General features: G+C 70.4%; 18 protein-coding genes. 7 read left to right on the forward strand and 11 right to left on the reverse strand.

The window, feature by feature from the left end; all coding sequences use genetic code 11:
- Positions 1-31 precede the first annotated feature (31 nt).
- The 6 genes from ACH3VR_RS10050 to ACH3VR_RS10075 all read left to right on the forward strand — a co-directional run bounded on the left by ACH3VR_RS10050 (position 32) and on the right by ACH3VR_RS10075 (position 7,060).
- A complete protein-coding gene (locus ACH3VR_RS10050; RefSeq protein WP_396640651.1) occupies positions 32-1,552 on the forward strand; it encodes an ABC transporter ATP-binding protein in 1,521 nt (506 codons plus the stop codon).
- On the forward strand, positions 1,549-2,829 hold the full coding sequence (locus tag ACH3VR_RS10055) for an ABC transporter permease (protein ID WP_396640652.1): 1,281 nt from the start codon (positions 1,549-1,551) through the stop codon (positions 2,827-2,829). Before ACH3VR_RS10050 ends, ACH3VR_RS10055 begins: the two co-directional genes overlap by 4 nt.
- An 8-nt stretch (positions 2,830-2,837) precedes the next feature.
- Positions 2,838-4,115 (forward strand): ABC transporter permease, encoded by a 1,278-nt coding sequence (locus ACH3VR_RS10060; RefSeq protein WP_397556499.1) that lies wholly within the window; start codon positions 2,838-2,840, stop codon positions 4,113-4,115.
- Positions 4,116-4,120: 5 nt separating this feature from the next.
- Positions 4,121-4,561 (forward strand): cytidine deaminase, encoded by a 441-nt coding sequence (locus ACH3VR_RS10065; RefSeq protein WP_396640653.1) that lies wholly within the window; start codon positions 4,121-4,123, stop codon positions 4,559-4,561.
- On the forward strand, positions 4,561-5,880 hold the full coding sequence (locus ACH3VR_RS10070; protein WP_396640654.1) for a thymidine phosphorylase: 1,320 nt from the start codon (positions 4,561-4,563) through the stop codon (positions 5,878-5,880). Before ACH3VR_RS10065 ends, ACH3VR_RS10070 begins: the two co-directional genes overlap by 1 nt.
- A 64-nt stretch (positions 5,881-5,944) precedes the next feature.
- The gene (locus ACH3VR_RS10075; protein WP_396640655.1) at positions 5,945-7,060 is read left to right on the forward strand and encodes an adenosine deaminase; all 1,116 of its coding nucleotides are present in this window, start codon (positions 5,945-5,947) and stop codon (positions 7,058-7,060) included.
- Positions 7,061-7,179: 119 nt separating this feature from the next.
- On the opposite strand, the gene ACH3VR_RS10080 is transcribed toward ACH3VR_RS10075, so the two are convergent.
- From ACH3VR_RS10080 to ACH3VR_RS10125, 10 genes are all read right to left on the reverse strand, one after another.
- Entirely contained in the window at positions 7,180-8,130 is a 951-nt protein-coding gene (locus ACH3VR_RS10080; protein ID WP_396640656.1) for an NAD-dependent epimerase/dehydratase family protein, read from the reverse strand.
- On the reverse strand, positions 8,130-9,083 hold the full coding sequence (locus ACH3VR_RS10085; protein WP_396640657.1) for a bile acid:sodium symporter family protein: 954 nt from the start codon (positions 9,081-9,083) through the stop codon (positions 8,130-8,132). Before ACH3VR_RS10085 ends, ACH3VR_RS10080 begins: the two co-directional genes overlap by 1 nt.
- On the reverse strand, positions 9,080-10,423 hold the full coding sequence (locus tag ACH3VR_RS10090) for a flavin-containing monooxygenase (protein WP_396640658.1): 1,344 nt from the start codon (positions 10,421-10,423) through the stop codon (positions 9,080-9,082). The genes ACH3VR_RS10085 and ACH3VR_RS10090 overlap by 4 nt, the downstream gene beginning before the upstream one ends.
- A gap of 128 nt (positions 10,424-10,551) precedes the next feature.
- On the reverse strand, positions 10,552-11,370 hold the full coding sequence (locus ACH3VR_RS10095) for an alpha/beta hydrolase (protein WP_396640659.1): 819 nt from the start codon (positions 11,368-11,370) through the stop codon (positions 10,552-10,554).
- The gene (locus ACH3VR_RS10100; RefSeq protein WP_396640660.1) at positions 11,367-12,527 is read right to left on the reverse strand and encodes a mannitol-1-phosphate 5-dehydrogenase; all 1,161 of its coding nucleotides are present in this window, start codon (positions 12,525-12,527) and stop codon (positions 11,367-11,369) included. The genes ACH3VR_RS10095 and ACH3VR_RS10100 overlap by 4 nt, the downstream gene beginning before the upstream one ends.
- A 2-nt stretch (positions 12,528-12,529) precedes the next feature.
- Complete coding sequence (locus ACH3VR_RS10105) at positions 12,530-12,970, reverse strand: PTS sugar transporter subunit IIA (protein ID WP_396640661.1); 441 nt, start codon at positions 12,968-12,970, stop codon at positions 12,530-12,532.
- 165 nt (positions 12,971-13,135) lie between these two features.
- Entirely contained in the window at positions 13,136-14,698 is a 1,563-nt protein-coding gene (locus ACH3VR_RS10110) for a PTS mannitol transporter subunit IICB (RefSeq protein ID WP_396640662.1), read from the reverse strand.
- Positions 14,699-14,712: 14 nt separating this feature from the next.
- Entirely contained in the window at positions 14,713-16,386 is a 1,674-nt protein-coding gene (gene ptsP / locus ACH3VR_RS10115; RefSeq protein ID WP_396640663.1) for a phosphoenolpyruvate--protein phosphotransferase, read from the reverse strand.
- Between the two features lie 3 nt (positions 16,387-16,389).
- The gene (locus tag ACH3VR_RS10120; protein ID WP_396640664.1) at positions 16,390-16,665 is read right to left on the reverse strand and encodes an HPr family phosphocarrier protein; all 276 of its coding nucleotides are present in this window, start codon (positions 16,663-16,665) and stop codon (positions 16,390-16,392) included.
- Positions 16,666-16,720: 55 nt separating this feature from the next.
- The gene (locus tag ACH3VR_RS10125) at positions 16,721-17,065 is read right to left on the reverse strand and encodes a PTS sugar transporter subunit IIB (RefSeq protein WP_396640665.1); all 345 of its coding nucleotides are present in this window, start codon (positions 17,063-17,065) and stop codon (positions 16,721-16,723) included.
- Between the two features lie 165 nt (positions 17,066-17,230).
- Between ACH3VR_RS10125 and ACH3VR_RS10130 the strand changes: the two genes are divergently transcribed.
- On the forward strand, positions 17,231-19,162 hold the full coding sequence (locus ACH3VR_RS10130) for a BglG family transcription antiterminator (RefSeq protein ID WP_396640666.1): 1,932 nt from the start codon (positions 17,231-17,233) through the stop codon (positions 19,160-19,162).
- Positions 19,163-19,458: 296 nt separating this feature from the next.
- On the opposite strand, the gene ACH3VR_RS10135 is transcribed toward ACH3VR_RS10130, so the two are convergent.
- Positions 19,459-20,412 (reverse strand): hypothetical protein, encoded by a 954-nt coding sequence (locus ACH3VR_RS10135; RefSeq protein ID WP_396640667.1) that lies wholly within the window; start codon positions 20,410-20,412, stop codon positions 19,459-19,461.
- Between the last annotated feature and the right edge of the window lie 847 nt (positions 20,413-21,259).

Raw genomic sequence — 21,259 nt, forward strand, 5'->3', positions numbered from 1 at the left:
GCTCCCGCGCCCCGTCACTAGGATCGGCACCATGAAGCTCGAACTCCGCGGCATCACGAAGCGGTTCGGCACCCTCGTCGCCAACGACCACATCGATCTCGTCGTCGAGCCGGGCGAGATCCACTGCCTCCTCGGCGAGAACGGCGCGGGCAAGTCCACGCTCATGAACGTGCTGTACGGCCTTTACACGGCCGACGAAGGCGTCATCCTGCTCGACGACCACGTGCAGAACTTCCAGGGCCCCGGCGACGCGATGCGTGCCGGCATCGGCATGGTGCACCAGCACTTCATGCTCATCCCCGTCTTCACCGTCGCCGAGAACGTCATGCTCGGCAACGAGTCGACGCGGGCGGGCGGATTCCTCGATCTGCCGGCCGCGCGCGAGCGCGTGCGCGAGATCGCGGCCCGGTTCGGCTTCCACCTCGATCCGGACGCACTCGTGGAAGACCTCCCCGTCGGCGTCCAGCAGCGGGTCGAGATCATCAAGGCGCTCTCGCGGGATGCCAAGGTGCTCGTGTTCGACGAGCCGACAGCGGTCCTCACGCCGCAGGAGACCGACGAGCTCATGGAGATCATGCGCCAGCTCAAGGCATCCGGTGCATCCATCGTCTTCATCACGCACAAGCTCCGCGAAGTGCGCGAGGTCGCCGACCGCATCACCGTCGTACGCCTCGGAAAGGTCGTCGGCGAGGCATCGCCGACGGCGTCGAACGCCGAGCTCGCCTCGATGATGGTCGGCCGCGCCGTCGAGCTGACCGTCAAGAAGGGCGCTCCCCGCGCCAACGACCGCACCCTCCTCGTCGAGGGCCTGAGCGTGATCGACCCGATCGGCCAGGTCGTGGTCGACGACGTCAGCTTCGAGGCGCGTGGGGGCGAGGTGCTCGCGATCGCCGGCGTGCAGGGCAACGGCCAGACCGAGCTCACCGAGGCGCTCATCGGACTGCAGCCGCAGGTGCGCGGATCGATCGTCCTCAACGGCGAGGAGCTGGTCGGCAAGAGCGTGCGGCACATCCTCGACGAGGGCGTCGGCTTCGTCCCCGAGGACCGCAACGAGGACGGGCTCGTGGGCACGTTCACGATCGCCGAGAACCTCATGCTCGACCGCTCGAACGGCGCACCCTTCGTGAAGGCGGGCAATTTGCAGCGCAACACCCTCGCGGACTTCGCGAAAGACCGGTTCCGCGAGTTCGACGTGCGCGCCCAGGGCATCGAGACCCCCGTCGGCACGCTGTCCGGCGGCAATCAGCAGAAGGTCGTGCTCGCGCGCGAGCTCAGCCGCGATCTGTCGCTGCTCGTCGCGGCGCAGCCGACGCGCGGCGTCGACGTCGGCTCGATCGAGTTCATCCACAAGCGCATCATCGAGACGCGCGACGCCGGCGTGCCGGTCATCGTCGTCTCGACCGAGCTCGACGAGGTCGCGGCCCTCGCCGATCGCATCATGGTGATGTACCGCGGGCGCATCGTCGGGATCGTGCCGGGAGACACTCCGCGCGAAGTGCTGGGGCTGATGATGGCGGGCGAGCCCGCCGCCGGGGAAGGGGCCGCCGCGTGACAACTCCGTCCGAGCCGACCGAGGCTCCGCCTCCCTCCAAGTGGCACGACACCTTCCGCCGAATCACGCAGGGCAACGCGATCATCTCGGTGCTCGCCGTGCTCCTCGCGCTCGTCGTGGGCGGCATCCTGATCGCCGTCACCGACGAAGACGTGCAGGCGGCCGCGAAGTACTTCTTCGCGCGCCCCGGCGACACGATCGCCGCGGTCTGGAGCGCCGTGTGGGGCGCCTACGCGGCGCTGTTCCAGGGCGCGATCTACAACTTCGGCGCCCCCACCTTCGCGCGGGCGATCCGGCCGCTGACCGAGACGCTGACCTTCGCCACCCCGCTCATCGCGGCGGGCCTCGGCGTCGCGCTCGCCTTCCGGATCGGCATGTTCAACATCGGTGGCCGCGGACAGATGCTCATGGCGTCCGCCGCCGCCGGCTACATCGGGTTCGCGTGGGATCTGCCGTTCCCCCTGCACATGATCGTCGCCCTGCTCGCCGGTCTGATCGCCGGAGCCCTGTGGGCGGGCATCGCGGGTGTCCTCAAGGCCACGACGGGTGCGCACGAGGTCATCGTGACGATCATGCTCAACTACGTCGCGTTCTACCTCATCTCGTGGATGCTGCGCACGCCGGGCCTGCTCCAGGCGCCGGGATCGAGCAATCCCAAGACGGCGCCGATGAAGGCGACCGCGATCTTCCCCGACCTGCTCGGTCCGCAGTTCAACCTGCACTTCGGATTCATCCTGTCGATCGCCGCGACCTTCCTCGTCGCGTGGATCATCAACCGGTCGTCGCTCGGCTTCAAGTTCCGTGCCGTGGGCGTGAACCCCAATGCGGCACGGGTCGCGGGCATCAACGTCCGCAATATGTACATCTACGGGATGCTGATCTCCGGCGCCCTGCTGGGTCTGGCGGGCGTCAACCAGGTGCTCGGCACGATCACGACGGGCTTCAGCGCCGACATCGACGCGGGCATCGGCTTCGACGCCATCACGGTCGCGCTGCTCGGACGCTCCACCCCGTGGGGCACTTTCGCCGCCGGCATCCTGTTCGGCGCCTTCAAAGCCGGCGGATTCTCGATGCAGGCGGCCCAGCAGATCCCGATCGAGATCGTCGCGGTCGTCCAGTCGCTCATCGTGCTCTTCATCGCCGCGCCTCCGCTCGTGCGGACGATCTTCTTCCTCCCGTCACCCGAACGGGATCGCCGTCGTGCCGAGAAGGCCCGGCAGAAGGCGCTCAAGGCTGAAGTCAAGGCCGACACCGAGCTCGAGGGGGCCGCGAAGTGACGACCCCGATGGTCTCGACGGAAGGGCTCATGCCCGTCGAAGGCATGCAGAAGACGGTGCTCCGCAGCTGGAAGGCGCCGATCGCGCTCGCGATCTTCACGGCGCTCTACGGGCTGCTGCTCGTCGCGGCACCGCGCGAAGGCGTCACCACGTTCCGCCTGTCGACGCAGGCGGACGCCATCCAGCTGCCCGATCTCGTCGTCCCCGTCATGCCGACGGCGTGGATCTGCTTCGCGCTCCTCGTGCTGCTGACGATCGCGTCGTTCGCCCTCGTCCGGCTGGGTGGCCGCTCGCCGCTGTGGATCGTGATCGCATACATCCTCATCGGTGTGTTCGGGTTCCTGACGTGGGCGGCGGCCGGTGCGGCGATCCCGGTCACCGGGCTCCTCGCCGGATCGCTGACCCTCGCCATCCCGCTCATCTACGGCGCGCTCGGCGGCGTCATCGGCGAGCGTGCGGGCGTGGTCAACATCGCGATCGAGGGTCAGCTGCTCGCCGGCGCGTTCACGGCGGCGATCGTCGCGACGATCACGCGCCAGCCCATCCTCGGGCTCTTCGCGGCGGCGTTCGCGGGCATCCTCGTCGCGGCCGTCCTGGCGGCGTTCGCGATCCGGTACCTCGTCGACCAGGTCATCGTGGGTGTCGTGCTGAACGTCCTCGTGGCGGGCCTGACGAGCTTCCTCTATTCGCAGGTGCTGCAGCCCAACGCCGCACAGCTGAACGCCCCGCCGCGCTTCCCGCGCATCCCGATCCCGATCCTCAGCGAGATCCCCGTGATCGGACCCGTGTTCTTCCGGCAGACGATCCTCGTGTACCTCATGTACGTCGCTGTCGCGCTCGTCTACGTCGGGATGTTCCACACCCGGTGGGGCCTGCGCCTGCGCGCCGTCGGCGAGCATCCGCAGGCCGCCGACACCGTCGGCATCAAGGTCAACCCGACACGCTTCTGGAACGTCATCCTGGCGGGTGCCATCGCCGGCATCGGCGGCACCGTCTTCACGATCGGCAACGGCATCGCGTTCAACAAGGAGATGACGGCGGGCGCCGGCTTCATCGCGCTGGCCGCGGTCATCTTCGGCCAGTGGGACCCCATCAAGGCGACGCTCGCGGCGCTCCTGTTCGGCTTCGCATCGAGCCTGCAGAACACGCTCAGCGTCATCGGGTCGCCCGTGCCGAGCGAGTTCATGCTCATGCTGCCGTACCTCGTCACGATCTTCGTCGTGGCCGGCGTCGTCGGGAAGTCGAGAGCTCCCGCCGCCGACGGCAAACCGTACATCAAGGGGTGATCGGGTTGGCCAAGAGAAACCGCCGCGAAGACGAGGTCGACGTGCCCGTCGACATCGACTGGGACGAGCTGCGCGCCGCCGCGACGGAGGCGATGGAGCGCGCCTACGCGCCGTACTCCCGCTACCGCGTGGGAGCGGCCGCGCTCGTCTCGGACGGGCGGATCATCCAGGGCTGCAACGTCGAGAACGCGTCCTACGGCGTGACGCTGTGCGCCGAGTGCGGACTCGTCTCCGAGCTGCACATGTCGGGCGGCGGTCAGCTCGTCGCCTTCGTGTGCGTCAACAACGACGGTGAGACGATCATGCCGTGCGGACGCTGCCGGCAGTTGCTGTACGAGCACGCACTGCCCGGGATGCTGCTGGAGACCGTGTCCGGCATCCGGACGATCGACGAGGTACTCCCCGACGCGTTCGGGCCGCGCGACCTCGAAGAGGTGGCGCGGTGATGGCTGATTCGGCCGCTGTGAGCGACCCCGGCGAGGTCGAGCCGTTCGACGCCGTCGATGTCATCCGCGCCAAGCGCGACGGCGGTGCTGTCCCCGAGGATGCGCTGCGCTGGATGGTGGACGCCTACACGCGCGGCTACGTCGCCGACTCGCAGATGGCCGCGTTCGCGATGGCGGTGCTGCTCAACGGCATGCAGCGCGACGAGATCCGCGTCATGACCGACGCCATGATCGCGTCGGGCGAGCGGATGAGCTTCGCGGGCCTCGGCAAGCCGACGGTCGACAAGCACTCGACCGGCGGCGTCGGCGACAAGATCACGCTGCCGCTCGCACCGCTCGTCGCGTCGTTCGGCGTCGCCGTGCCGCAGCTGTCCGGTCGCGGGCTGGGGCACACCGGCGGCACGCTCGACAAGCTCGAGTCGATCCCCGGCTGGCGGGCCGCTCTGTCGAACGAGGAGATGTTCGCGCAGCTGCGAGGCGTCGGCGCGGTCATCTGCGCCGCGGGGTCGGGCCTCGCGCCCGCCGACAAGAAGCTGTATGCGCTGCGCGACGTCACGGGCACGGTCGAGGCGATCCCGCTCATCGCGTCGAGCATCATGTCGAAGAAGATCGCCGAGGGCACCGACTCGCTCGTGCTCGACGTCAAGTTCGGCTCGGGCGCCTTCATGCGCGACGTCGAGAAGGCGCGCGAGCTCGCGCGCACGATGGTGGCGCTCGGCACCGACTCGGGCGTTGCGACGACGGCCCTCCTCACCGACATGAACACACCGCTCGGCCTCGCGATCGGCAATGCCAACGAGGTGCGCGAATCGGTGGAGGTGCTCGCCGGCGGCGGACCCGCCGACATCGTCGAGCTCACCGTCGCGCTCGCCCGCGAGATGCTCACCCTCGCGGGTCAGCCCGACGCCGATGTCGAAGCCGCACTCAAGGACGGGCGGGCGATGGATGCCTGGCGCGCCATGATCCGCGCGCAGGACGGGGATCCGGATGCCGCGCTCCCGGCGCCGAATGAGACCCACACCGTCACGGCGGCGGACTCGGGCTTCGTGACCCGCGTCGAGGCGCTGCCGTTCGGCATCGCGGCGTGGCGCCTCGGTGCGGGCCGCGCCCGCGCGCAAGACCCCGTCGTCCACTCCGCGGGAATCGATCTGCACGTCAAGCCGGGCGACGCGGTGGTCGCCGGTCAGCCGCTGTTCACCTTGCTCGGGCAGGATTCGTCGCGGTTCGAGCGCGCGCTCGCCGCCCTCGACGACGCGTGGCAGATCGGTGCCGAGCAGCCTCAGGCGGGGCCGCTCGTGCTCGAGCGCATCACCGCCTGAACCCGCCGCGCACCCCTGCCCTGCAGCATCCAGCCCCCATCGCCGACCCGAGGAGAACCCCCACATGCCCATCGACCAGCACGGCGACGCCGTCCTCCAGGGCGTCTCCCTCCGGAGCCTCCCGAAGGTCTCGCTGCACGACCACCTCGACGGCGGCGTGCGCCCCGCGACGATCATCGAGCTCGCCGACCAGATCGGTCTGGAGGTGCCGTCCGACGACGCGGACGACCTCGCCGACTGGTTCGCCGAGAAGAGCGACTCCGGCTCGCTCGTCGAGTACCTGAAGACGTTCGACCTGACGACTGCGGTCATGCAGACCGCTGATGGGCTCCGTCGCGTCGCGCGCGAGTTCGTCGAAGACCTCGCCGCCGACGGCGTCGTCTACGGCGAGGTGCGCTGGGCGCCGGAGCAGCACCTCGGCCGGGGCCTGTCGCTCGAGGAGGCCGTCGAGGCGGTGCAGGAAGGCATCGAAGAGGGCGAGGATGCCGCCGACGGCGACGGGCGCGACATCCGCGTCGGGCAGCTCATCACCGCGATGCGCCACACCGACCGTTCGCTGGAGATCGCGAAGCTCGCGGTCGACTTCCGCGGCCGCGGCGCCGTCGGCTTCGACATCGCCGGCCCCGAGGACGGCTTCCCGCCGTCGCGGCACAAGGCGGCCTTCGACTACCTCGCGTCGGAGTTCTTCCCGGCGACCGTGCATGCGGGCGAGGCGGCGGGCCTCGACTCGATCCGCTCGGCGCTGCTCGACGGGCGTGCGCTGCGCCTCGGGCACGGCGTGCGCATCGCCGAGGACCTCGAGATCGTCTCGCGCGAGGGCGAGGAGGTGCTCGTCACCTTCGGCGACCTGGCCCGCTGGGTGCGCGACCGGGAGATCCCGCTCGAGCTCTCGCCCACGTCGAACCTGCAGACCGGTGCGATCGCACGCTGGGGCACGACGATCGAGGACCACCCCTTCGATCTGCTATACCAGCTCGGATTCTGCGTCACGGTGAACGTCGACAACCGCACGATGAGCCGCACGTCGCTGACGCGCGAGCTCGCCCTGCTCGCCGAAACGTTCGAGTACGACCTCGAAGACCTCGAGACCTTCCAGCTCAACGCCGCGGCCGGCTCGTTCCTGCCGGTCGAGGAGCGCGAGGAGCTGATCGACATCATCAGCGACGGCTTCGACGCCTGACGGCTGGCCCCCGCCTTCGTTGCGTTTGGGGCGCATCCCGCGCGCGACACGCTGAGCGACGCGGCGTGTCGGTGACGGCATCCGCCCCAAACCCGGATTCAGGAGGGGGATGCCGCCGGTCAGCCGCGCGCGACGCCGGGATGCGTCGCGAGGTAGGCCTCGAACGCCTCGATGCTCGTCTTGGCCGGGGTGTAGCCGAACTCGCGCTTCAGCGCGTCGTTGGCCAGCACAGGGCGGTAGCGGAGGAACCCGACCTGCTCGGGGCCGTGCACCGTGAGCCGCAGGGCGCGTCCGACCCGCAGGGCGAGCGCGAGCACGTCGGCCCGCACGGTGAGGACGGGCTTGCCCAGGCGGCGGGCGAGCTCGTGCACTGTCACCCGGCCGTCGCCGGCGACGTTGTAGACGCCGGGCGGTCCGTCCGTCGCGGCGCGCGCCATGGCGGCTGCGACGTCGTCGACCCATACGAAAACGAAGGGCGAGTCGGAGCCGCGGATCGCGAGGATGCGGCGACCGTCCCACAGCGCCGTGATCTGGTTGCGCACGGTCGGACCGAGGATTGTGCCGATGCGGAAGACGACCTGCTCGAGCTCGGGGTGGGCGAGGCGGTAGCCCGCGAGCATCTGCTCGACGAGCCGCTTGTGCTTGGCGTACGGGAACTCGTCGTTTCCGCGAACGGGGTCGCTCTCGCGCAGCCACTCGGGACTGTCGGCGTGGTACCCGTATGCGGCGCCCGACGACGAGACGACGACTCGGCGCACGCCGGCCGCGACGCAGGCCTCGAGCACGTGTCGCGTGCCGTCGACGTCGACCCGGAACTCGAGGTCGTGGTCGCGGCCCGGGTTGACGATCGCGGCGAGGTGCACGACGACGTCGATGCGGTGCCGCTCGAGCAGTGGCTCGAGCCCTTCGGGGCGCGTCACATCGCAGGAGTCGTAGACCACGCCGTCGACGGGCTCGCCGGGCGGCCGCACGTCGCCCGCCACGACGAGCTCCACCTCGGGGCGGGCGATGAGGGCCGACGCGACATGCGTGCCGAGGAAGCCGGCGCCGCCGGTCACAAGGACCCGCATCAGGCAGCCTCGGGGGCGGTCGCGTGCCGCGTCGCGTCGCCCTTGGCCGATCCGGTGCGCCGGCGCGTGTGCCGCGCCCACAGCGCCGCGACGGCGAGGCCCGCGATGATGTCCCAGATTCCCCACCAGCCGGCGACGATCGCCATGCCGCCGAGGCCGCCGAAGAAGGTGAAGACGAGCCCGAGGCCGAGGCCGGCGTTGCGGATGCCGACCTCGAACGTCATGGCCTTGCGCTCGCGCGTGCCGAGCCCGCCGACGACCGCGGTCGAGTAGCCGATCGCGAGCGCGACGGCGTCGTGGATCGCGACGACCGCGAGGATGATCCCGAGGAAGGCGACGAAGTACGACCAGTTGCCCGCGAGGGCCGCGACGATGAAGCCCACGAGCGCGAGGAGCGAGAACCACTTGACGAACGGCTGCACCTTCGCCGCGAAGGCGGGGAAGCGGGCGCGGATGCCGAGCCCCGTGAGGAAGGGGACGCCGATGATGAGGAAGATGTCGACGAGCATCTGCCACGGGTTGAGCTCGACGGTCTCCAGGAGAGAGCGCGCCGTGGGATGAAGCGATCCCCAGAACGCGATCGACAACGGCAGCACCACGATGTAGATGAGATTCGACACGGCCGTCATCGACACCGACAGGGCGACGTTGCCGCCCGAGCGGTGGGTCAGCACCTGCGAGATGTTCCCCGGCGGGCAGCACGCGACGAGGAGCATGCCGAGGGCCATCGACGGCGTCACCGGGAGGATGAGCGTCAGGCAGAACGTCACGGCGGGCAGCACGATCAACTGCGCGAGGATCGCGATGACGAAGGGCTTGGGCTTGCGTGCGACGACTTTGAAGTCCTCCGGCGCCGTGTCCAGAGCGATGCCCAGCATGATGAGCGCGAGCACGACATTGAGGATCAGCAGCGTGTTCGGGTTGAAGTTCAGGACGACGTCGTCGACGTTCATGCGCGTGCCTTCGCTCGGCGGCGGGGCGCGGCATCCCGAACAGCAGGGCCGGGCGCCTCGCGCAGCGACGCGACGGCGGAACGCACGGCCGCGCGGTAGGCGTCCTTGTTGACGTAGTACGACATGCGCTCGAGCCCCAGGTACCGGTAGCCGCCTGTGAGGTCGGGCCAGGGATCGTCGGCGACGCGGCGGCGGAGCTCTTCCGCCCGGGCCGGATCGCGCTCGAGCGCGGCGAGGTACTCGGCGATGAGCTCGGCCTGCTCGTAGCGGCCCTGCCAGCCGATTCCGGACGCCTCGATCATGCCCATGACGTAGAGGCCGTTGAACGAAGGCGGGAAGACGTTGAGGAAGAGCTCGGGCGACCAGGACGTCCAGTTGAGCTCGGCGCGGTCGACGAAGGGGTAGTCGAGCGTGTAGCCGGTCGCGAGCAGCACGGTGTCGTACTCGCCGCTCGACCCGTCGCGGAAGTGCACGGTCGTGCCGTCGAAGCGGTCGACGTCGGGCCGTATGCGCAGATCACCCTGGCCGAGGTGGTTGAGGATGAGCGTGTTGACGATCGGGTGCGACTCGTAGATGCGGTAGTCGGGCTTGGGGAAGCCGAACCGCACGGGGTCGCCCGTGAAGGCGCGGAGGACGCGCGTGTCGACGAGCTGCTTGAGGCGGGCGGGGAGCGGCTTGCCCTGATTGAGCGTGTCGGAGGGACGCCCGAACAGGTAGCGCGGCACGAAGTAGTAGCCGCGGCGGACGCTCATGTCGACGGATGCCGCGTGATGGACGGCGTCGACCGCGATGTCGCAGCCCGAGTTGCCCGCGCCGATGATGAGCACCCGCTTGCCGGTGAGCTGCGTCGCGCGCTTGTAGGCGCTCGTGTGGAGCAGCTCGCCGGTGAACTCGCCGGGGAACACGGGGATGTTGGGCTCGGCGAGCGTGCCGTTCGCGAGGATGACCCCCGCGTAGCGCTGGGCGACGGCACCGTCGGCGTGCAGCATCCACCCGCCGTCGTCGGTGCGCTCCAGGCGCGTGACCTTCGTGTCGAACCGGAAGCGGGCGTCGAGCCCGAAGCGCGCGGCGTAGTCGCGGAAGTACTCGATCAGGACCCGGTGGCTCGGGTAGTCGGGAGCCCCGTCCATCGGGAACTCGGCGAACTGCGTCGTGGTACGCGATGAGATGAGGTGCGCCGACTCGTACATCGTCGAGCGCGGGTTCTCGATGTCCCACAGTCCGCCGACGCCGCGGGATGCCTCGTACCCGTCGAACGCGATCCCGGCCTTCTGCAGCGCGCGCGCCGCCGCGAGGCCCGAGGGGCCCGCCCCGATGATGGCGTACCGGTGCTCCTGCATGTCTCCCACACTCCGTCGTGCCGGCCGCACCCCGGCCGTATTCGGGCCGCGCCGCGGCCGTCGTGCCGACCGGGCTCCGATCGACCTCTCGATGTTAGCGGGTGTTAACTCGAGCGACGGGCCGGCTGTCAGCCCACGCGCTCGCTGAAGGTTCGCAGCAGCTGCGTGAGCTCGGCGATCATCTCCTCGTCGGAGATCGTGGGGGTGCCGTCGCCGTCCTGGAGCCCGTAGTCGCCGAACGAGGAGTGGCTCGCACCGTCGATCTCGACGAGCTCGGCATCCTCGGGCAGCAGGTGCCGTGCGTCCGCGATCTTCTCGGGGGTGGACAGTCCGTCCTCGCTCCCGCCGATGCTCAGGACGGGGTAGTCCGTCCAGCCGGACAGGTCGCTCGAGCAGTAGGAGCCGAACAGCACGAGCGCCTTCGCCTGCGAGGCGAGCATGCACGAGCGCACGCCGCCGAGCGAGTGGCCGCCCACCATCCAGGTCTTGATGTCGGGCGCGAGCGCCGTGAACGAGCCGAGCGGCCGGAGGTCGAAGAACGCGAGGTTGAGCCACGGCTTCGTGATGACGACGGTGATGTGGTCGTCCGCCACGACGCCGGACAGCTTCGACGCATAGGCCCACGCGTCGACCTTGCCGCCGGGGATGAAGACGAGACCCACGTCGGATGCCCCTTCGGCGGGCTGCATCAGGATGCCCGCCTCGTCGTCTGTGATGACGATGCGGTCGTCCGCCTTGACGGCGGCGAGCGGCTCGGGCTCGGCCTGCGCGACCCCGACCTGGCTCCAGATGAGGATGCCGACGATCGCGGCGACGATGACCCCGCCGATGACGCCGAGCGTCCACCAGAGGATCCGCAGACCGACGCGGCGCCGCTTGCGCGGCGGCGCGTCGGCGGCTGCGGCCTCTGCGGCGTCGGAGGAGGTGTCTGGCGCGTCCGCTGTCACGCGACCGAGCCTAGTTCGGCCTGCCTCCTTGCGATGACGTCCTGCACCTTGGGGAAGAGGGGATGCTCGGGCTCGAGGCCCGTGAGCGTCCCCGTGAGGGTCGCGGCATCCTGTTCCCGGAGGAGGGCCTGCAGCTGAACGGCCTGCTCGTCCTCCGCATCCTGGAACGCCAGCGCCGCCCCGATGGCGGCGATCAGCGCCTGCGTCGACAGTCCGCGCTCGGCGGCCTCGGCGGCGGGGCCGATGAACCGCTCGTGCCGCGAGAGCTTGCGCAGCGGCTGCCGCCCGACGCGCCACACCGTGTCGGGGAGGGCGTCGTTGCGGAAGCGGTGGAGGATCGTGGCGCGGTACTCGGCGAGCTCGGCGGGGTCCAGGCCGTGCTTGACCGAGAGCAGCGCCGACGTCTCCTCCAGCGCCGCCGCGACCCTGCCCGCGATGGACTCGTCGGCGAGGGCGTCGGAGATGCGCTCGACGCCGGCCTGCGCGCCGAAGTACGCCGTCGTCGCGTGACCCGTGTTGACGGTGAAGAGCTTGCGTTCGATGTACGGCGCGAGGTCGTCGACGAAGTGGGCGCCCGGGATGTTCGGCGGATCGTCGCCGAACGGCGGTCGCTCGATCGCCCACTCGAAGAACGGCTCGACCGTCACGTCGACGCCGCCGCCCTCGGGCTGTGCCGGCACGATGCGGTCGACGGCCGTGTTGGCGAAGACCGCGCGGCCCTGCAGCGCCTCCCACGCGTCGCCCGCCCGCTCGCGGATCTCGTCGCGAAGGAGGTCGGTCGCGTTGATGGCGTTCTCGCACGCCATGACCTGCAGCGGCGGAGCCTGCGGGTCGCGCAGGGCGAGGCCGGACAGCACGAGGGGTGCCACGAACTTGAGGATCGTCGGCCCGACGGCGGTCGTCACGACGTTCGCGCTCGCGATCTCGTCGATGACCGCGTCGGGGCTGGTCCCGCTGTTGAGGGCGCGGAAGCCGGTCACGACGGTGTCGCGCCCGCCTTCCCCGACCTCGTGCACGGTGTACTGGTCGACGGCGTTGATGGCGTCGACGAGGGGGGCCGCGACATCCGAGAACACGAGCTCGTAGCCGCCCTCGTGGAGGAGCAGCCCTACGAACCCGCGCCCGATGTTGCCGGCGCCGAAGTGGACGGCCTTCATCGCTACTCGTTGACCGCTTCGGCGAGGGCGCTGTACAGCTCCTCCGGCGTCTCGAGCGTCTTCAGGCGCGCGACCTCGTCCTCGTCGGAGAAGAGGATCGCGATCTGCGACAGGATCTCGAGGTGCTCGTCGCCCTTGCCGGCGATGCCGATGACGAACGTGACGGGCTCGCCGTCCCAGTCGACCCCGCCGTCGTAGCGGATGACCGACAGGCCCGACGCGAGGATCGTGTTCTTCGTCTCGTTCGTGCCGTGCGGGATGGCCAGCTCATTGCCCATGTAGGTCGAGACGGTCTGCTCGCGCTGCTTCATGGCGTCGAAGTACTCGCCGGTGACGGAGCCCACCGCTTCGAGGATGTCGGCCGCCTCCTTCATCGCATCGTCGCGGGTTGCTCCACCCGAATGGATGCGGACCTGCCCGATGCTCAGGACCTCACGTGCCATGTCTTCGCCTTTCTCGCTGTCTGTACTCGTTGTGTGTCTGCGAGGCCGCCGCCGCGCTGCGTCTGCGCGACGACCGCCGCGCCGTGTGTCCGCGCGACGACCGGGGCACAGTCCGAACTCCGGGGCCGGGGCATCTCGCGCATCCGACCCCGGAGAGTCTTCGGACTACGCTCCGGCGTCCTCGTGCTGCGCCTTGACCAGGTCGACGACCTCGTCGTAGCGCGGGCTGTTCATGAAGTTGTCCACCGAGACGTGCACCGCGTTGGGCGACTGCGCGCGAGCGCGATCGGTGAGCTGGTTCTGCGTGATGACCAGGTCGGCCGAGCCGTCGAGGCTCGCGATCGCCTTGTTGACGACCGTGACATCATCGATGCCCGCCTTCTTGATCTTGTTGCGCAGGACGCTCGCGCCCATCGCCGACGAGCCCATGCCCGCGTCGCAAGCGAACACGATGCTGCGGATCTCCTTCTCGGTGGCCGTCGCCGCACCGGCGCTGCCGTCGGCCTGGGTGGCCGCCCCGCCGCGGAGGTTGCGAAGCGCGTCGGACGACTTGCCCTTGGCTGCCTCGGTCTGCGTGATCGCGGCGCCGAACGCGTCGTCGGTGAGGGCGAGTTCCTCGAGGTCGCGCTTGCGCGTGGCCCGGAGGATGAGCGAGCAGACGATGAACGACACCGCCGCGGCGAGCACGACCGACAGCAGGACGGCGAAGTACTTGCCGGGAGGGGTCTGCGCGATGACGGCGAGGATGCTTCCCGGAGCGGCCGGGGCACGCAGCGCGCCGCCGAGGAGCATGTTCGTCGTGACGCCCGTCATGCCGCCGGCGATGAGGCCGAGGATGAGGATCGGCTTCATCAGGGCGTACGGGAAGTACACCTCGTGGATGCCGCCGACGAACTGGATCACGGCTGCACCGGGTGCCGACGCGCGTGCCGCGCCGAGCCCGAAGAAGCTGAACGCGAGCAGGATGCCGAGACCCGGGCCGGGGTTCGCCTCGAGGAGGAACAGGATCGACGAGCCCTCGTCGGCCGCCTGCTGGATGCCCAGCGGGGTCAGCACGCCGTGGTTGATGGCGTTGTTGAGGAACAGCACCTTGGCGGGCTCGATCACGATGCTCGTGAGCGGCAGCAGGTTCATCTCGACGAGCCAGTTCACGGCGTTGGACAGCACCTGCATGAGCCAGTTGACGATCAGCGCGATGGGGTAGAACCCGAGGATCGCCATCGCGAAGCCCCAGATGCCGGCCGAGAACATGTTGACGAGCATCTCGAAGCCCGCCCTGATCTTGCCCTCCCACAGACTGTCCAGCCACTTCATGCTGTACGCCGCGACCGGGGCCATGATCATCGCGCCGATGAACATGTGCACCTGGCCGAGGGGCGCAGCGCCCTCGGGCAGCGTGGCGTTGAAGTTCGCGATGAGCAGGTCGGAACCCGCGATCGCGCCCATCGTGCCGATCGAGGCGACGACGCCGCCGCGGATGCCGTACACGATGTTGCCGCCCGTATAGGCGATCAGCAGCGGCAGCAGGTAGTGGATGAACGGTCCGACGATCGTGGCGAGGGCCGCGTTCGGGGTGAACCCGGCCTCGATGAAGAACGCCGTGAAGATGCCCCACGCGATGAGCGCGGGGATGTTCGGCATGATCATGCCGGACAGGAAGGTTCCGAAGCGCTGGACGTGAACCTGCGCCTTCTTGGCACCGGAAGCCGGTGCTGACGCCGTTGTCATTGCTGTGTCTCCTTTTATCGGGAAGCGGCTTCTCGAGCCGCGGTTCGGGCGGATGCCGCGTCGTCCGCGGCGATGGCTGCTTCGGCGATTCCGCGCGCCTCAGCGAGGGTGTGCTCCAAAAGCGACGCGCGGACGTCGGCGAGAGCGGTGGGGGCCATGGACAGACTCGTCGCGCCCAGGCCCACGAGGACGACGGCCAGCAGCGGATCCGCGGCGGCCTCGCCGCAGATCCCGACCGGCTTGCCGTTCTCGCGGCCCGCCTGGCCGACGTCGCGGATGAGCTGGAGCACGGCGGGATGCCACGGATCCTGGAACCCCGCGACGGAGCCGAGCAGGCGGTCGGCCGCGAGCGTGTACTGCGTGAGGTCGTTCGTGCCGATCGAGGCGAAGTCGGCGACCCGCAGGATGCGGTCGGCCAGCAGCGCCGACGAGGGCACCTCGACCATGACGCCGGCCGTCTTGATGCCGTACTCGCGCGCCAGGGCGGTGAAGTAGTCGGTCTCCTCGACGGTGGCGATCATGGGCGCCATGACCCACAGGTCCGCCGGGCCGGCCTCGGTGTGCCGGGTCGCGGCATCCGCCTCGGCCAGCGCCGTGAGCTGCTCGCGCAGGATGTCCTCGCTCGCGCGCAGCGCGCGGATGCCGCGCAGGCCCAGTGCCGGGTTCTCCTCGTGCGCGTCGTTGAGGAACGCGAGCGGCTTGTCGGCACCGGCGTCGAGGACCCGCACGACGACCTTCTGGCCGGGGAACGCCGACAGCAGCTTCGTGTACGACTCGCGCTGCTGTTCGACCGTCGGCGCGTGGGTGGAGCTCAGGAACAGGAACTCCGTGCGGAACAGGCCGACGCCCTCGGCGCCGAGGGCGACCGCCTCCTCCGCGCCCTCGGGCTTGCCGAGGTTCGCGAGCAGCGGGATGGCCGTTCCGTCGGCGAGCGCACCCGGAGTGATGGGGGCGGATGCCTGCGCAGCCCGCGCGTCGGCGCGGTTCTGGGCCCGCTCGAGCTCGGCGGCGGTCGGCTCGGTCGTCACGACGCCGGCGGCGGCATCCACGATCACCGTCTCGCCGTCGGCGAGGTCTTTCGCGGCCGCGGCGCCGACGACGGCGACGATCGACTTCTCGCGCGCGAGGATCGCCGTGTGCGACGTGGGACCGCCCTCGGTCGTGACGAGCGCGAGGACCTTGTCGAGGTCGAGCAGCGCCGTGTCGGCCGGGGCGAGATCCTTCGCGACGAGCACGAACGGATGCCCGGGGTCCGGCACGCCGGGCGCCGCCACGCCGCGCAGCCGCGCGATGACGCGCTGTGCGACGTCGTCGAGGTCGGCGGCGCGCTCGCCGAGGTAGCCGCCGAGGGCGACGAGCTGGTCGCGGAACGACGCGAACGCGTCGAACACGGCGAACTCCGCCGACTTGCCCTGGGCGATGCGGTCGTCGACCTCCTGCTCCAGGGTGGGATCCTCGGCCATCATCGCCTGGGCTTCGAGCACATCCTGGGCCGCGCCCCCGGCCTGCGCGCCCCGCTGTTCCAGCTCGCGCGCGACGGCGCCGACGGCCTCGCGCACGCGCGCCGTCTCCTCGCCGATGCTCAGCGTGCTCGGCCCGTCGCCGGGCGTCGGCAGCGGCTCTGACATCCGGGCGACGGGACCCTGGGCGACGCCCAGTCCGATGCCCACACCACGCAATTCCGCCATGGCCTACTCCGCGTCGTGATCGGTCGAGAGAAGCTCGGCCAGCGTGTCGAGGGCGGCTTCCGCCCCGTCGCCGTCGGCCGTCAGCGTGACGTAGTCGCCCTGCTCGACGCCGAGCGCGATGACGCCGAGGATGCTCGCCGCGTTCACCGGCGAGCCCGAGTCCTTCGCGATGGTGATCGGGATGCCGGCATCCTTCGCCGCCTGCGCGAAGAGCTTCGCGGGACGAGCGTGCAGGCCGTGCGATGATCCGATCCGCACCGTGCGGGAGATGGGGGCCATGTCGTTTCCTCTCAGTCGGTCCAGCGTGTTGTGTCGTACGAGCCAGTGGGGCGTATCACGAAGTGGTGCCGCCCGGGGCCTCGGGGATCTCCCCGGAGCCTCCGACCGCGTCGCGGACGAGTTGAAGCGTCCGCGTCCCGTCCAGATCGTTGAAGATGTCGGACGGGAGCAGCACCACCGTCGTCCCCCGGATCGCGGCATCCCGCTCGATGCGCTCGAGCGCGTGTGCGAGATGCGGACCCACCAGGACGACGTCGGCGGCATCGAGGTCGATGGGCAGCGACTGCTCGGTGCCGGCGAAGGCGGAGTAGGCGAGGCCGTTCTCGTGCGCGGCGTGACGCACACGCTGCGCGACGAACGTGCTGGACGCACCTGCACCGCAGACCACGAGGATCCTCATCGACCCGCCTCTCTGTGTTGGCCATTCTTGTGAAAACCCTGGGAGCCGACAACCACGTTCGTTTCCGCCCCTGCGGAAGGCGCCCGGGTGTCGGGCCGACAGGGGGCGCCTGCGTGGAAGACTGGATTCGCGCGTCGGACGGCGGCGCGCGACGCGGAGGATCCGGTGACGAGAGCGAGACAGGACCGCCTGCTCGGTCTGCTCGCGCGCGACGGAGACTGGGCCACGGCGGCGACCCTCGCCGACGCTCTGGGCGTGACGCCCCGCAGCATCCGCTCGTACGTGACCGCCGTCAACGCGCGGGTCGCGACGGGAATCGCGATCGAGTCGGGGCCGCAGGGCTATCGAGCGGGGCCCGACGCCTCCGCGGCGCTGCGGTCGAACGGGTCGATGGATGCCTCGACCCCGCGCGATCGGCTGCACCTGCTCGTGCGCGCCCTGCTCGACTCGCCCGACGGCGTCGACGTCTTCGAGACGGCCGACTCGCTGCATGTCTCGTCGGCGACGCTCGACGCCGACCTCGCGCGCGTGCGGGGGCTCCTGGGCGGCACGGAGCTCACGCTCGAGCGCTCGGCCTCGCGCGCGCGGCTGCGCGGCACCGAGATGGCGCAGCGGCGCCTGCTGAGCAGGCTCGCGCACGACGAGATGGACGCGGGCTCGTTCGACCTCGAGGCGCTGCGCCGCACGCTCGGAGATGCGTCGGTCGGCGCGCGCGCCTTCGGGCCGTTCAAGACCGAGCTCGCCGCCGAGCTCGGTGCTCTCGGCTACTTCGTCAACGAGTACGGCATCGCCGACGTCGTCATGCACATCGCGATCGCGGCGGACCGCGTCGCGCAGCACCGCGCCCTCGACGCCGACGCGGGCGAGGCCTCGCCCGCGAACGCCGAAGTGGCCGCGATCCTGAGGAGGCTCGTCGGGCGCGACCTCGGCGTCGAGCTCGGATCGGCCGAGCTGCAGCACCTCGCGTCGCTCGTGCTGACCCGCGTCGTCGCGCCCGGCGCCACCGCGCCCAAGATGCACGTGCGCGAGCGCCTCGACCCCGAGGTCGAGGGAGCCGTCCGCGACATCGTCGCGGAGGCGGCATCCGAATTCCTCGTCGACATCGTGCACGACGACTTCATCCTGCGACTCGCCCTGCACGTCCAGAACCTGCGCCTGCGCGCCCGCGAGCAGGCGTGGTCGCGCAACCCGCTCACGCGGTCGCTCAAGTCGACGTATCCGATGATCTTCGAGGTCGCCGTCTTCATCGCGAACGGGCTGCACGAGCGGCTCGGCATCCCGCTCCTGGACGATGAGATCGCGTACATCGCGATGCACGTCGGCGGGCGCCTCGAGCGCAGCCGCCGCGCCGACCAGCTGCTGACCGCGACGATCGTGTGCCCCGGCTACTACGAGCTGCACGAGCTGCTGCGCTCGTCCGTCGACCGGTCACTGGGGCAGGCGATCGAGGTCACGGGCGTCGAGACGCGCGTCGACCCCGACTGGTCCTCGATCGACACCGACCTCGTGCTCACGACGATCGACCCGGGAGCAGCCGTGCCGGGCGACCGGATCGTGCGCATCCAGCCCTTCCTGACCGACGGCGACATCGAGCGCGTGCAGGCGGCGGCCGGACGCATCCGCCGCGGGCGACGCCTCGCCCGCCTGCGCGCCGAGCTCGAGCGGTACTTCGAGCCCTCCGCCTTCGTGCGGGGGCTGGATGCCTCGGGCGAGGACGACATCATCCGGCGTCTCGGCTCGATGCTCGTCGAGCGCGGCGTGATCGACGACGACTACGTCGAGCGCGCCATCCAGCGCGAGCACCTGTCGTCGACGGCATTCACCGACGCGCTCGCCGTGCCGCACGCGCTCGGGATGACCGCGACGCGCACGGCCATCGCCGTCGGCATCGCCGACCCGTCGATCCCGTGGGGCGAGGGCCGCGTGCAGGTCGTCGCGCTCGTCGCGTTCTCGGAGACCGACCGCGAGGCCTTCCAGACGGTGTTCGAGCAGCTCGTCGAGGTCTTCTCCGAGCGCGAGAGCGTGCAGCGCATCGTACGCCGCGGCACCGACTTCGCGGCGTTCCTCGACGAGCTCGTCGCCGTCGTCGACGGCTGAGCCCGCCGCCGTCGTGACGGCTGAGCCCGCCGCAGCGCGACTTGGCCCGTCGCAGCGCGGCTTGGTCTCGAGTCGGCCCTTGTTCTTCGGGTTTGGGGCGCATTCGAGTGACGACAGGCTGTGTGCTCGGCGTGTCGTCAACGATTCGCGCCCCGAACACCCGGGATTGCACTCACGCCGGACCCGAGGAGGCGTGGGGGCCGTGACGGGGACTGATTCCGTTCGGGGCGCGCGGGGTGCGCGACGCGCCGCACGCGCGGGCGTGTCGTCAACGATTCGCGCCCCGAGCGCTCAGGTCACTGCGGAGGACGGATGCCGAACGCAGCGAGCCGTTCGCCGAGAGTCGCCGCCGTCTTGATGTCGGACCATCCCCACCTGACGAGCGGCAGACCCGTCGTGCCGCGGATCCAGTCCTCACGCTGCTTCTCGCGGTCGAACACTTCGTCGGGAGTTCTGTCCACCAGGATGCGACCGTCCTCATACTTGATCCGACCGTCGAACTCTCCCCACGCTGGCACGTCCTCGATTCCCAGGTCGACCCGATAATCGGTCCCGCGCGGCGCAGCGACGGGAACTTGCAGGCGCAACCGGCGGAAGCCGAGCTCGACCAGTCGTATCCTGCTCACCGACTCGCCCGGGCGCTCGGCGCGTCCATCGGCGAAGCCGAGCACACGCTTGGCGCGCGACTGTCCGTGGGCGCTCCGCCGCACGATCGTGAGCATGTCGTCGGCGAGTTGAGCAGCACGATCGGCGTCATATTCGGCCCGATCGTTGACGCACGCCCGCCGGAGGAGGGCATCCGCGACCGTCACCGCCTGCTCGAAACTCGCGGTTCGTGCCATGTCGGCCACCGTACGGGTCAGCGCCGTGCACTGAAGGCCGTCGATGACCAGGATCTCGTCGGACGCAACTTCGCCGCGGTGCCGGACGACACCGGCGGCCGCTCCCGGCCGGCTGATGTCGAGGATCACGTGCACTCGGTGGGGATCGGGCGCGAAGAGCGGCGCCTCCTGGATCGCCGCCGCCGTCTCGTGCGCGAACAGCGGCGGAGTCGCTGAGACCGCGGCGAGCGCACGAGCACGGGTTACCACCCGCTCCTCGGGAGTCGCGTTCGACCACGACTCTGCGAGCGTGAAGATCCCGGGTCGCAGCCGTTTCAGGAGCCCGCTCTCCGTGCACGCGAGAATTTCGGCGGATGCCAGTCCCGAGGCCACGAGTTCGGTGCGGGTGTACAGCGGCAGCTGATCCATATCCCCACGGTGCGCCACTGCGCCGTCGGGCATCCTGCGCGGGGCGTTTCATGTGGATGCCGCCGTGCCGGTGCTAACTGGGGAGGAGCAGTGCGAGCGGGTTCGGGGCGCAACTCAGAGCCGACACGCCGGGGCCGACGGTGTGGCGGAGACGGATGGCGCCCCAAACCCGGGGCAGGCACGGGCGGCGGGCCGAGGAGGACGGGAAGTGCCCCCAACCAGCGCTGACCCGTGTGCGCGGTGCGGCGCAGCGGGTTTGGGGCGCGTCCCGGAGTCGACACGCCGGGGCCGACGGTGTGGCGGAGACGGATGGCGCCCCAAACCCGGGGCAGGCACGGGCGGCGGGCCGAGGAGGACGGGAAGTGCCCCCAACCAGCGCTGACCCGTGTGCGCGGTGCGGCGCAGCGGGTTTGGGGCGCGTCCCGGAGTCGACACGCCGGGGCCGACGGTGTGGCGGAGACGGATGGCGCCCCAAACCCGGGGCAGGCACGGGCGGCGGGCCGAGGAGGACGGGAAGTGCCCCCAACCAGCGCTGACCCGTGTGCGCGGTGCGGCGCAGCGGGTTTGGGGCGCGTCCCGGAGTCGACACGCCGGGGCCGACGGTGTGGCGGAGACGGATGGCGCCCCAAACCCGGGGCAGGCACGGGCGGCGGGCCGAGGAGGACGGGAAGTGCCCCCAACCAGCGCTGACCCGTGTGCGCGGTGCGGCGCAGCGGGTTTGGGGCGCGTCCCGGAGTCGACACGCCGGGGCCGACGGTGTGGCGGAGACGGATGGCGCCCCAAACCCGGGGCAGGCACGGGCGGCGGGCCGAGGAGGACGGGAAGTGCCCCCAACCAGCGCTGACCC

Origin of the sequence: Microbacterium alkaliflavum, assembly GCF_044325405.1 — a bacterium.
GTDB classification, from domain to species: domain Bacteria; phylum Actinomycetota; class Actinomycetes; order Actinomycetales; family Microbacteriaceae; genus Microbacterium; species Microbacterium alkaliflavum.

Excerpts from the sequence above, each read along its gene's own strand:
- ACH3VR_RS10075 (WP_396640655.1), top strand. The coding sequence starts at position 5,945 with ATGCCCATCGACCAGCACGGCGACGCCGTCCTCCAGGGCGTCTCCCTC.
- ACH3VR_RS10120 (WP_396640664.1), bottom strand. The coding sequence starts at position 16,665 with ATGGCCCCCATCTCCCGCACGGTGCGGATCGGATCATCGCACGGCCTG.
- ACH3VR_RS10090 (WP_396640658.1), bottom strand. The coding sequence starts at position 10,423 with ATGCAGGAGCACCGGTACGCCATCATCGGGGCGGGCCCCTCGGGCCTC.
- ACH3VR_RS10050 (WP_396640651.1), top strand. The coding sequence starts at position 32 with ATGAAGCTCGAACTCCGCGGCATCACGAAGCGGTTCGGCACCCTCGTC.
- ACH3VR_RS10070 (WP_396640654.1), top strand. The coding sequence starts at position 4,561 with ATGGCTGATTCGGCCGCTGTGAGCGACCCCGGCGAGGTCGAGCCGTTC.
- ACH3VR_RS10135 (WP_396640667.1), bottom strand. The coding sequence starts at position 20,412 with ATGGATCAGCTGCCGCTGTACACCCGCACCGAACTCGTGGCCTCGGGA.
- ACH3VR_RS10125 (WP_396640665.1), bottom strand. The coding sequence starts at position 17,065 with ATGAGGATCCTCGTGGTCTGCGGTGCAGGTGCGTCCAGCACGTTCGTC.
- ptsP (WP_396640663.1), bottom strand. The coding sequence starts at position 16,386 with ATGGCGGAATTGCGTGGTGTGGGCATCGGACTGGGCGTCGCCCAGGGT.
- ACH3VR_RS10110 (WP_396640662.1), bottom strand. The coding sequence starts at position 14,698 with ATGACAACGGCGTCAGCACCGGCTTCCGGTGCCAAGAAGGCGCAGGTT.
- ACH3VR_RS10100 (WP_396640660.1), bottom strand. The coding sequence starts at position 12,527 with ATGAAGGCCGTCCACTTCGGCGCCGGCAACATCGGGCGCGGGTTCGTA.
- ACH3VR_RS10060 (WP_397556499.1), top strand. The coding sequence starts at position 2,838 with ATGGTCTCGACGGAAGGGCTCATGCCCGTCGAAGGCATGCAGAAGACG.
- ACH3VR_RS10105 (WP_396640661.1), bottom strand. The coding sequence starts at position 12,970 with ATGGCACGTGAGGTCCTGAGCATCGGGCAGGTCCGCATCCATTCGGGT.
- ACH3VR_RS10085 (WP_396640657.1), bottom strand. The coding sequence starts at position 9,083 with ATGAACGTCGACGACGTCGTCCTGAACTTCAACCCGAACACGCTGCTG.
- ACH3VR_RS10080 (WP_396640656.1), bottom strand. The coding sequence starts at position 8,130 with ATGCGGGTCCTTGTGACCGGCGGCGCCGGCTTCCTCGGCACGCATGTC.